Origin of the sequence: Pedobacter sp. ok626 (assembly GCF_900100435.1) — a bacterium.
Taxonomy (GTDB): Bacteria; Bacteroidota; Bacteroidia; order Sphingobacteriales; family Sphingobacteriaceae; genus Pedobacter.
Map to the genome: position 1 here is coordinate 114,974 of NZ_FNEX01000014.1, position 12,549 is coordinate 127,522.

Genomic DNA, 12,549 nt, shown 5'->3' on the forward strand with positions numbered 1-12,549 from the left:
GATTATAGGAATGATGGGCATTTGAGTTAAATATGATCTTCGTCAGTTTTATCTGGCACTTTTTGTTCAACAATATCATCATCAAAAAGGATCCGAACGCTAGGGGTATAAGTATCATCGTGTTGCCCGGTTTTGCTGGCCCAGAAAAAGGCAGCGAGAAAGATAAGTGCCAGTAAAATACTACAGCCTATCAGAAAGTAGATCATGTTCATAACAATTGGTTTTTACGCGCATATAGCCTTGCTGCTATGCTGGTGAATAAAATAATAGTTACTGTACTGATGGGCATTAATATGGCTGCAATGAGGGGGGAAAGTAGGCCCTGCACTGCAAAATATAAGCCCAAGGTGTTATATATTAATGAAATGACGAAACTGATGTGAATGACCTTTACAGCATCTTTAGCTTGCTGAATAAACTGAGGTATCTTATGAAAAGCTGCTCCATCTAATATGGCATCACAATCCGGAGAGAAATTGTTAATGTTATCGGTCACGGCAACACCAAGATTACTTTGTCTTAATGCACCAGCATCATTTAATCCATCTCCAAACATCAACACCTTTTTACCTAAACTTTGAAGATTCTTGATATAGTCCAGTTTGTTTTGTGGACTTTGTGCGAATTGCATCTGCTGTGCGCGCGGGAAAAAAGGGATAAGCGTTTGCTTATCGTGATCCTGATCGCCTGATATCAAGTGCAGGTCGGCATGTTTGTTGAGTTTAAACGTCAGATCCTTAAATCCTTCCCGCCACTGTTGTTGGAAAGTGAAATATCCAAGGTATTGATCATTAATCATGACATGCACACTGCTGTTTGTTGGAGAGTTGATCAGCGGTAGGCCAATAAAAGCGGAACTTCCCAATTTCACTTCATTTCCATTAATTCTTCCGCTGATTCCTCGTCCAATCTTTTCTACATATTCATCCACAGGATGAACCTTGTTTATATTTAATAGTTTTACCAGTTCCCGGCTTAATGGGTGGCCCGAGTTTCTGGCCAGATCGCTAAGTAACTGTTTTTGTTCTTCAGTAATTTTTCCTTCGAATTTAAATCCTGCGGCTTCAGGATTGGTTATGGTCCCTGTTTTATCAAATACGAAAGTGTCTATACGGGCAAGTTCCTCTACTACAGCAGTACTTTTCAAATAGAACTTATTCTTGTCAAAAATGCTCAATACTGCAGCTAAAGTAAAAGGAGTACTCAGCGCAAGCGCACACGGGCAAGCGATAATGAGTACAGCGGTAAAAGAGGCTATGGCTTTGGTGGCGTTTCCATCATAAAGCATCCAGAATGCAGCAGAACCTGTTGCGATCAGCAATAATAGAATGCTAAAATATTTACTTGCTGTATCACTAAAGGTTTTAATTCTGTTTTTGTCGGAAAAAAAAGCCTCGTTGTTCCATAATCTGGTTAGGTAACTTTGAGATACTGGTTTAACCACTTCAAGCTCAATTGCACCTAAAAGCTGTCGACCGCCGGCATATACAACTTCGCCCAGCGTTTTCTTTACGGGCAAAGATTCACCTGTTACAAAGCTAAAGTCGATCTCAGCTTCACCTTTTAATAGAATTGCATCTGCTGGAATAATCTCATTGCTTCTGATTAGCATTCTATTGCCTATGCTCAATTCATTTAATGGTACTGGTTTTTCCTGGCCATCTTTTATTAGGGTTACGGCAACAGGAAAGTAAGATCTGTAATCTCGCTCAAAAGAAAGGTGGTGGTAGGTACGCTGTTGCATCCATTTTCCGATCAATAGAAAAAAGACTAAACCACATAAAGTATCTACGAAACCAGCGCCTGAATTGCTAATGATTTCCACCAGAGAGCGAATAAACATCACTGCAATACCTAAGGCTAATGGAAAGTCAAGGTTTAATACCCCTTTTTTTAGATTATGATATGCAGAGCTAAAATAATCTTTGCCGCAATAAAAGACTACAGGCATAGCAAATGCCAGATTTAACCAGCCAAAGAAGGATTTAAATTGTTGCTCCAGATCTGATAACCCAAAGTACTCTGGAAAGCTAAGTAGCATGACATTTCCAAAGCAAAAGCCGGCCACGGCTATTTTAGTAACGAGCGATCGTTCTGAGAAATCCGATTGTTGTTTTTTGACCACATCCTGCGAACTTATTAAGGGCTCGTAACCAATAGAAACTAGTGTCTCTACTACTGAACGTAAAGAAGTTTGTTCGTTTTTAAAAGTTATGGCTACCTGTTTTTTTAAGAAGTCTATTCTTGATTGTGCAACTCCAGGATTTATTTTATGTAGGTTTTCGAGAAGCCATATACATGAACTGCAATGGATAGCCGGAATGTATAAAGTAATTGTTGTGATTTTTTCATCCTTATAGTCTACCAGCTTAGCCTCGATTTCTGCCTCATCCAGATATTCAAAGTGTTTTGATTGGACTTTTTGGGATTGGCCTGGGATATCGTTATAAGCATAATAATTATCCAGGTTATGGTCGGATAGGATTTGATAAACACCTTTACAGCCTAAGCAACAGAACTGTTTATCATCATACAAATACAGATTTACAGGTAGATCATCTCCACAATGGTAGCAATACGTTTTTGCCTTGAGCGTTTTTTGCTGTAACATAGGTCAAATCAATTTTCACCAAAGTTCAACTTAGTCGTCACTTTTTACTATGATAAGCGTCATGGCTAAATATGATGTTAGTCATTGTTTTTAATAAGATAGTTGTGCATTGTTTTGTTTTTACATCTTTTGGATTATTTAAAAATTAAAAACCTCATATTTATGCATTGAAAGAACATGGTGATCATGGCAATTTTGAATATAAAATTATAAGAATGCAGTACCGGGAAATATTAGATCAGCTTCGTACCCATGTCGCAAGCCTATTTCTAGCGCACAAGGACGAGCGCTTTGTTTATCACAATTTACATCATACAGAACAGGTAGTTGAGAATGCCGTTAGAATTGCTAATCATTATCAATTGTCTGATCGGGAGTTTTTCATCGTAACGGCCGCCAGTTGGTTTCATGATATGGGCTATCTGTTTGATTGTAGTCAGCATGAGGTTCGGGGTGAGCGCATTGCTACCGAGTTTTTAACAGAAAAAGAAGTAGATAAAGAGACGATTGCTTTAGTCGGAGGTTGTATTTTAGCTACAAAAATGCCTCAAAGTCCCGTGGGCTTGTTGCAACAGATTGTTTGTGACGCGGATCTTTTTCATTTGGGGAGCGACAGTTTTAAGGAAAAGAATAAGCTGATGCGTCAAGAAGTTGCCGCATTTTGCAATAAAGAGATCGATAAAAATGAATGGCGGATTAAAACCATAGCGCTTTTTAAGGCTCATCATTATCATACAGACTTTTGTCAACAATTACTAAACAATAAAAAAGCACAGAACCTCGCCGAAATGGAAAAGAAGCTAATAACCCCAGTAGAAGGAGGGACGACAGCCGTTTCAACAACAGGAAAAAAGAAAAAGGGGGACAAGCCGGAACGTGGGGTAGAAACCATGTTTAGAGTTTCTTCTGGAAATCATCAGCGATTGAGTGATATGGCCGATAATAAGGCGCACATCATGATATCTACCAACTCAATTATACTGTCGGTAATTTTAAGTTTACTCTTACGGAAGCTGGAAGACAATCCACATCTAATTATTCCAACGCTACTTTTGTTGATTGTCTGTGTGGTGACTATGGTGTTTTCTATTCTGGCTACCCGACCTTCAATTCCAGAAGGTATATTTACACCTGCAGATATTGAGGAGAAGCGAGTGAATCTGCTCTTCTTTGGTAATTTTTATCGGATGAGTCTTTCAGATTATGAAAGTGGAATGCTTAAGATGATGGATGACAGAGATTTTCTTTATGGCAGCTTAATTAAAGATGTATATTCCCAGGGAGTAGTATTGGGTCGTAAATACCGTTTATTAAGAATCGCCTACAATGTATTTATGTTCGGTATTGTGGCAGCTGTTTTAGCCTTCATCATCGCCTCGGCAATAGTAACTATGTAAAGATTTTATGGAAGATGCTGTTTTTTTTAACAGAGATTTAAGCTGGCTAAGTTTTAATGAACGGGTGCTTCTGGAAGCAGATAAAGCTACTGTCCCTTTACTGGAGCGTATAAAATTTCTATCTATCTATTCCTCAAATTTGGATGAGTTTTATCGGGTAAGGATACCTGTTTTAATGGCTATAGATGAGTTAGAGAAAGATACGAAGCAGCAAGGTAATTACGAACTGGCAAAAACGAAGATTGATCGACAGCAGCAAAAATATGGATCTATACTGGCTGAGCAGATTATACCTGAATTGGCGAAACACCATGTTTACTGGGTCTACAATAAGCCCATACCTACGAATATATCTGCTAAGGTTGCTGATGTGTTTTTTACACAGATACTAGCCTATATCCACTCCATTCGCATAGATGATGAGCTTACTGATTTTTTTGCGGAGAATAATAAATTATATCAGGTAGTTATACTGGTAGATAAGCAGGGGAAAGAACGACTGGAATTAATTAACATCCCATCAGATAATTTGCCTCGTTTATATGCCATAACTGAAGGCAATGATAAGTATGTTGTGTTTTTAGAAGACATTATTAAACACAAAATAGCTTATTTGTTTCCCCGTGATGAAATTAAAGGTGTTTTTAATTTGAAAATTACCCGCGACGCAGAATTGAAAATAGAGGATGTAGATGATGAAGATATCACTGCTTCGCTGGAACGGCAATTGGAAGCACGTGATTTTGGTTTTGCTACCCGCTTTTTATGTGAGCCGGGGATTCCCATCAGAAATCTCTATTACCTCATTTACACGCTAAACCTACAGAAGGCCGCAATAGTTGAGGGGGGGACCTATCATAATTTAAAGGATTTGAATAGCTTCCCATTGGCTGATCCTGCATTTAGCTACCCCAAATGGCCAGCCATCAAATCGCTGTATATTAATGAGACGGAGACCCTTTTTGATCATATTCTAAAGCAAGATATATTGATCAATGTTCCTTATCAAAGCTATGATCCTGTACTTCGCTTTTTTAATGAGGCTGCTAACGATCAGAATGTCGTAGAAATTTATACCACACTATATCGGGTCGCGAATGATTCTAGAATTGTTAGTGCTTTAAGTACTGCTGCCAGAAATGGAAAAAAGGTAGTGGCTATGGTCGAATTAAAAGCGCGTTTTGACGAGGCGAATAACATCAAATGGGCGAAGCAAATGAAGGCGGCAGGTGTAAAGATCATTTATAGCAATATAAATCTGAAGGTTCATGCCAAGGTCGCCCTTGTTAAAAGGCAATTTAACGGAACCTATGATTACCTGGGGCTGCTGGCTACGGGTAATCTAAACGAAAGTACCGCGAAGTTTTATACTGACCAGATTTTGCTTACTGCTTACCGACCGATGTTGGAAGAGCTTGAAGCTTTGTTTGGTTTCCTTAGTAAAAGCAAGAATGCACCTTCTGCAGAGGATATGATCGATTTCAAACACTTGCTGGTGGCACAGTTTAACTTGCGGGAAAGGTTTTTGGATTTAATCCAACGAGAAATTGACAATGCTAAAAATGGACTGATCTCAGGTATTACTATTAAGTTAAATAACCTTGAAGAACAGGTTCTGATTACTAAATTATATGAAGCTGCTCATGCAGGGGTGAAGATTAAGCTTATTGTTCGTGGGATTTGTTGTTTGGTTCCAGGGAAAGCTGGTTTGAGCGAAAATATTACTGTCACAAGAATTGTAGATCGTTACCTCGAGCATGGTCGTATATTTGCGTTCGAGAATAACGGAAATCCTGAAGTTTTTATGGGCTCCGCCGATTGGATGAATCGGAATATTTACAGCAGGATAGAGGTTTGCTTTCCTGTTTACAATGAGGAATTGAAAGAGTTGTTGCTTAGAATTATTAACTTACAGCTAAATGATAATGTTCAAGAGTCAATTTACTTATTTTTGCAACAGAAAATAAACTAACCAAACGCTTATGAGACGATTTTACATAAATTTTTTATACACCACAATTATCCTATCCATTTTTGGATCATACGCTTGCAAAAATCCCGTTAATAAATATACAAGTCCTAAAGGTTACGATTTTAGTAAACCAGACAGGTTTAATATGCCTTCAAGTTTGTTGGAAATATCTGGCATAACCTTTTATAACGGTAATAGTGATACTATTTATAGTATTCAGGATGAGGATGGTAAATTATTTAGGCAAAAGTGGGATGTCAAGAAGCAATATCACATGAAATTTGCTGCTAAAGGCGATTTTGAAGATCTGGCAATTGTTAAGGAAACTGTATTTATACTGAAAAGTAACGGGGCGCTATATTCATTCCCCTTTTCAGAAGCTGTAAAACCAAGTTCCGAAAAAGTCAAAGAAAGGAAAAAATTAGTACCAAAAGGCGAGTATGAAGGTCTATTTGCAGATTCTCAAACCAACAAAGTCTATGTTTTATGCAAGAAATGTGATATAGATAAACAAAAGAAACAGGTTACAGGTTATATTTTTGATTACAAACCTGAAATGGATAGTTTAGTTGCGGCAGAAAGTTTTAGGCTCGATTTAAACCAGATGAAAGGGCTTAATCCTAAACTCAAGACTAGCTTGAGTCCTTCGGCATTAGCCAGAAATCCAAGAACAAACGAATGGTATGTGTTATCATCTACCAATAAAATGTTGTTGGTTACTGATGCCAATTGGAAAATTAAGGAGGCCCACCGTTTAAACTCGTCAACATTTAATCAACCCGAAGGAATCGCCTTTGATAAAGCATTCAACCTGTATATCTCTAATGAAGGAGACGAAATTACTGATGGTAATATTTTAAAATTTAGCTTTCGTAAATAATGCAAACCATAACGCTAGATCTAAATAAGGGTATCAATGGTTCTGGGCAAGAGCTGGTTAAAGCTAGTGTTAAACTCTCTTTACGTCCTTTTATTAATTATATTGAAGGGAGACTAGCATCTGAAAAGACAGCTAAGGTCAACTTTTATAGATATATACTCGAAGAGTTTAATAAATATCCAGAACTCAAAGATCCAATTTCTAATGAGGATGCAGGTAAGTATACCGCGCTTTTTGAACTGATTTATACCGCTTTATCTCCTATTATAAATGATGAGAAACAACAATACTGGGCATTAAGCACGCCGATATCTCCATGCTTTCATTATGGTACGGATGCTTTTTATAGCTTTCTGATGGATGCCACAAGTTGCAGTTTAAAAACAGATCTCAGCTTGCCTTCTAAGAAGGAGATGGAGAAAAATCTATTGTCTGCATTTTATAACATCATCATGGAGCGGTTTTATAACTTCTCTTTAACCGGTAATCAGCTGGTTATTCATTCTGTTATAGATCCAGATACCCGCTTGCTTAAATATTATAGGTTAAATGTCGATACCCGATTTTTGGATATCACCACGAGTGTTAAACTACCTGAATATAACCTAAAGGATGTCAAGGATTATATAAAAGATGAAAGGAATACGTTAAAGATATTAACTAAACTAATCCCCCCTCAATTATTTAAAGTTGAGGGGATTTCAATCGTCACCTTAACTGATGTTACAGGTGAATATGCTTTGGAAACTGTTAAGAATCTGGTGATAGATCATAATGAATCGCAACAGGGGATGCATACGAAAGAAATATCGACGGCCTTAAAAACACTTGTTGGGACCGATCAGATCGATTTTGGAATGATTCCTTATATTAAGCTCAATAACAAGCTTCAGATCAACGAACTCTCCGGTTTTAACAGTATTTTAATTCAGCTTGGACGAGAGGAAGGTCAGCATGAAATTGAACATGATGGACTGATTGAGGAATACATCAAAAATCCACGTACTTTAATATTTCCTGAAATTTCTGAAGAAGACCAGGATAAATACCCAACCTTGAAACTATTGGGGCAGGTGGGGATTAAATCTTATGCACTTTTCCCTTTGTATTATAACGCGCGTTTGGTGGGCTGTCTGGAGTTATACACGAAAGATTCAACTCAGTTTAATGGAAACACATTGAGCAAGATTGAAGCTGCATTTCCATTGCTGGCACAGCTGTTTCAGAATGTTATTATCGATTTTAATAATGAAATTCAGGATGTAATTACAGATAAGTTTACTGCTTTACAGCCTTCTGTACAATGGCGCTTTCATGAAGCAGCTTATAATTATGTACAATCTGGTGCAAGGGATAGGAATTTCCCCATAGAACCGGTGTTTTTTAAAGACGTCTATCCATTTTATGGAGCTGTAGATATTAGAAATTCGAGTATTCAGCGTAATGGGGCAATAAGAAGGGATTTATATGCCCATTTTGAAGTTCTCGAAAATACCTTAAATGCGATAAGGGAAAGATCCAAGGAGTGTACTGAAAATGAAATCCCCAAAGGGGTATCTTTATGGAGTAATAAACACCTGGATGAATTGTCGGACCGGGAAATTTTTAAGACGGAAGATTATTTGCAGCGGCAGATACCCAATTCCTTACAGCATTTAAAAACCACTTATCCCGAAGTTGCTGATATTGTTGATGATTATTTTAACCTGATTGGGAATAAACGGAAAATCTTCGAAAACAGGGATCGTTATGAAAAAAGCATGCAAATGATCAATGTTGCAGTAACCAGACATCTTGATGAGTTTAATGCTGAATTGCAAAGTATTTATCCTTGCTACTTTGAGAAATTTAGGACCGATGGGGTTGAATTTGATATTTATCTCGGCCATTCTATTTCACCCGGAATCCCTTTTCCTCAAGATATTGTTTCTGATTTTAGACTAAGGCAACTGCGTATACTTGTCGAAATAGCCCGTACAACGAATAATTTAGGGCCATATTTTTCTATCCCTTTAGAAACTACGCAGCTTATTTTTGTGTACGAGAAGCAACTCGATATCAGCTTTAGAATCGATGAGCAAAGGTTTGACGTAGAAGGTAGTTACAACATTCGTTACCAGATGGTAAAGAAAAGGATCGATAAAGCATTAATTAAAGATACCAACGAGCGACTGACGCAGCCAGGTAAAATAGCAATTGTATATTTTAACAGTGAAGAGGCTAAAGCTTACCATGGTTACATTAAAAAGTTGCAGAGCCAACGTTTACTAAATGATGATCTTGAGCATCTTGAATTGGAAGAGCTGCAAGGTGTTGAAGGATTGAAGGCCCTTAGAATAGGGGTTAAGTATTAAATTGCTAGATATGTATTTAAATAGAGCGCTTTTTGCGGTTTTGTTGACGGGCTCGGCGCTTATGGTGTCTTCGGATATGAAAGCCCAGGGACTTGTTTCAAAAGATTCCATTACGATTGCAGTTGCACCCGAATACAATAAAGTAAGCGCTTTTCATAGGTTTTGGCTGGGCGAAAGCTATCGAAAAATATGGGCTACGCCTGTAAAAATGCGTATCATCGATCTTCAGAAAGAAAAAGGAGGCTTAACTATTGTAAAGCTCGGTGGCGGGATGCAAACCCGCTCACTGCGCCTTGTGGATCCGACGGGCAAAGAATGGGCATTACGGACCGTACAAAAATATCCGGAGCGAGGTTTGGCAGAAAACCTACGGGCAACTATAGCCAAGGATATTGCGCAAGATCAAGTGTCTACTAATCACCCTTTCGCAGCTTTAGTAGTCCCTGATTTAGCAGGTGCATTGGGATTGGGACATGCTAAGCCCGAAATCGTATATGTGGGTGATGATCCGGGATTAAAAGAATATAGAAGGGATTTTGCCAACGCGGTTTATCTGATTGAAGAAAGAAGTCCTTTTGAGGAGAAGACCGATAACACCGAGAAAGCTCAAAAAAAGATTCAGAAAAACAATGATACCAAGGCTGATCAACGACTAACACTAAGGGCAAGGTTGCTGGATTTTGTTCTGGGTGATTGGGACAGGCACGAGGATAACTGGCGTTGGATACCTAAGCCAGATGGTAATGAGACTATTTACGAGCCAGTGCCTCGCGATCGCGATAAAGTGTTTTATAAAACATCCGGAGTGTTTCCATGGGTATTAAACCATCAATGGCTTAAATCGCATTTACAGCCTTATAGCGACAATATTAGGGATGTAAATCACTGGAATTTTAATGAAAGATATTTTGATCGGTATTTTTTAAATGAACTGACTGCGCAAGATTGGCAGGAAGAGGTTAAATATGTTCAAACCAAACTTACTGATAAGCTGGTTTATGGAGCATTTAGCAGGATGCCAGATACGGTATTTAAGTTATCGGGGCCGGAATTGATCAGGTGTTTTACCTCGAGAAGGGATAAACTGGATACACTTGCCATGCAGTACTATAAATTCTTATCTATAAATGTGGATGTACCTGCATCTGACAAGAAGGAAAGCTTTAAGGTGAAGAATTTGGAGAATGGCGATGTGGAGGTAATCATTCATAACATCAATAAGGAAGGAAAAGAAGGCCGTTTGGTTTATAAAAGAACCTTTACTCAAGGAATTACTAAGGAAATAAGGTTGTTTGGAATAGGGGGCGAGGATAGATTTATTGTCGGTGGACCATCTTCATCGCATATTCGTGTACGTTTAATCGGTTCCGAGGCTGCTAATCAATACCAGGTTGCTGCAGATGTGAAAAATAAGCCATTTATCTACGATGAGCCTGCGGAAGGGAACCAGTTCCCTGATAAATCTCAAGCCAAATTCAGGTTGTCGAATGATTCATTGGTTAACCGTTTTGATAAAAATAGTTTTCTGTACGATCGCTCAGGAGTTCTTGTTAATGGTGGATACAACATTGACGAGGGAGTACAGCTCGGTTTAGGTTATGTTATTGAAAAGCAAGGCTTCAGGAAAACTCCTTATGCGCGTAAGCACGAGTTTTGGGCCAATTATAATACTGGGAGAAGGTCGTTTGTGTTAGACTATGTGTCCGATTTTAAGAAGGCTATCGGTAATAATGATCTTACCATACATGCTAATTTACTTGGCCCCAATAACCTGAGTAACTTCTTTGGCCTAGGTAACAATACGGAGAGAACTCATCATGATTTTGAGGCTGAGGGTATTGATAGAGAAGATGGTATATCTTATTATAGGAATCGCTACAATTACCTCAATGCTGATATTAAGCTAGGCAGAGAAATTACTAAACATTTAAAGGTAGATGCTGGCGTGTTGGTTTCTTATTACACCAGTTCAGCTGCAGCAAATGAGGAAAGATTTTTCAACGATTATAACGCAGCAAATCCTGATCAGCAAATTTTTTCTAACAAACTGTATGGGGGCTTAACTGCTGGATTGATTTATGATACCAGGGATAATGTATCGATACCCAAAAAAGGCGTTTACTGGAAAACATCTGTGGTAGCACAACATCGATTGGATAAAACCACAGATAGTTACGGGGCATTGACGACAGAATTTCGCTTTTATATCAATCCTGCAAAATCAGGATTGGTAATTGCTAACCGTTTGGGTGGGGGAACTACCATCGGAGACCCTACTTTCTTTCAACGTATGCAGTTGGGGGGGGCGAAGAGCTTGCGTGGTTTTAACAGCAAGCGTTTTACAGGTACGAGTATGCTGTATAATAACTTAGATTTAAGACTTAAGCTTTTTAATTTTACTTCCTATCTGGTTCCGGGAACTGTAGGTATGATTGGTTTTACCGATATCGGTCGTGTATGGGAAAAGGGCGAGCATTCTAATAAGTGGCACCAAGGGTATGGTGGCGGTTTATATGTGATGCCTGGTGAAGTTATCTTATTACAAGCCAGTGTTGGTGTTTCTAAGGAAGCAAGCATGCTGTATTTGTCTATAGGGTTTAATTTTTAGAAGAACCGTTTATTTTGAATATTGAGAAATAAGCCCTAATTTGAGTCCCTTATTTTAACCAGATATTTAACCACAAATAAGAACACAAACCACACAATAAAACCACAAAGAACAATGAACAGAAGAGATGCGCTTAAAAATACCGCGGTCTTGCTCGGAACTGCAATTTCGGCAACAACTTTTGGTATTTTATTTGAAAGCTTTACACTTCCGGAAAATGAGAAAAACTTCATTTCATTTTCGGCAGACCAGGAGAAAGTATTGGGAGAGCTTGCAGATATTATTATTCCACCTACAAAAGATTCAGGCGGTGCTAAAGCTGCTGGATTAGGAAGTTTCATTCCAATGATGATTACTGATTGCTTCCCTGCTAAAGTACAGCAAGCTTTTGCTGAAGGTCTGAAAGATATGGAAGCTAAATCATTAAAAGACTTTAATAAAGATTTCTTATCCCTTACCTTAAAGGAACGTGAACAGTTGGTTGCTAATTTAAGAACTGAAACGATTGAGAGACAAAGGGCAGATAGAGCTGCAAAAAGAAGTGGTGTTACCTACTTTTTCGTGTTGGTTAGAGATCTGACCATTTTAGGGTACTATGCCTCTGAAATTGGCTGTACGCAATCACGCGAATATATAGCGATACCAGGACGCTATGATGGTGCTGCAGATCTTAAACCAGGACAAAAGTCGTGGGCTACTTAACGTTTAATTATTAAGGAATAATCAA

At 38.4% G+C, this 12,549-nt stretch carries 8 protein-coding genes; 6 read left to right on the forward strand and 2 right to left on the reverse strand.

Annotated features, from left to right (window positions below; all coding sequences use genetic code 11):
* Positions 1-26: 26 nt before the first annotated feature.
* Together ccoS and BLS35_RS18870 are read right to left on the reverse strand one after the other, a co-directional pair.
* The gene (gene ccoS, locus BLS35_RS18865) at positions 27-212 is read right to left on the reverse strand and encodes a cbb3-type cytochrome oxidase assembly protein CcoS (RefSeq protein WP_090784074.1); all 186 of its coding nucleotides are present in this window, start codon (positions 210-212) and stop codon (positions 27-29) included.
* Complete coding sequence (locus BLS35_RS18870; RefSeq protein WP_090784078.1) at positions 209-2,611, reverse strand: heavy metal translocating P-type ATPase; 2,403 nt, start codon at positions 2,609-2,611, stop codon at positions 209-211. The genes ccoS and BLS35_RS18870 overlap by 4 nt, the downstream gene beginning before the upstream one ends.
* Before the next feature lie 215 nt (positions 2,612-2,826).
* Here BLS35_RS18870 and BLS35_RS18875 point away from each other — a divergent pair, with 215 nt between their 5' ends.
* The 6 genes from BLS35_RS18875 to BLS35_RS18900 all read left to right on the forward strand — a co-directional run bounded on the left by BLS35_RS18875 (position 2,827) and on the right by BLS35_RS18900 (position 12,524).
* Complete coding sequence (locus BLS35_RS18875) at positions 2,827-4,008, forward strand: Pycsar system effector family protein (protein ID WP_090784081.1); 1,182 nt, start codon at positions 2,827-2,829, stop codon at positions 4,006-4,008.
* Between the two features lie 7 nt (positions 4,009-4,015).
* A complete protein-coding gene (ppk1, locus tag BLS35_RS18880; RefSeq protein WP_090784085.1) occupies positions 4,016-5,980 on the forward strand; it encodes a polyphosphate kinase 1 in 1,965 nt (654 codons plus the stop codon).
* 10 nt (positions 5,981-5,990) lie between these two features.
* The gene (locus BLS35_RS18885; RefSeq protein WP_090784089.1) at positions 5,991-6,860 is read left to right on the forward strand and encodes an SdiA-regulated domain-containing protein; all 870 of its coding nucleotides are present in this window, start codon (positions 5,991-5,993) and stop codon (positions 6,858-6,860) included.
* Entirely contained in the window at positions 6,860-9,214 is a 2,355-nt protein-coding gene (locus BLS35_RS18890; RefSeq protein WP_090784093.1) for a GAF domain-containing protein, read from the forward strand. Before BLS35_RS18885 ends, BLS35_RS18890 begins: the two co-directional genes overlap by 1 nt.
* Positions 9,215-9,224: 10 nt before the next feature.
* A complete protein-coding gene (locus tag BLS35_RS18895) occupies positions 9,225-11,822 on the forward strand; it encodes a BamA/TamA family outer membrane protein (protein ID WP_090784096.1) in 2,598 nt (865 codons plus the stop codon).
* A gap of 114 nt (positions 11,823-11,936) precedes the next feature.
* Positions 11,937-12,524 carry a gluconate 2-dehydrogenase subunit 3 family protein gene (locus BLS35_RS18900; RefSeq protein ID WP_090784100.1) on the forward strand — a complete coding sequence of 196 codons (588 nt, stop codon included), beginning with the start codon at positions 11,937-11,939 and terminating at the stop codon, positions 12,522-12,524.
* Positions 12,525-12,549 lie beyond the last annotated feature (25 nt).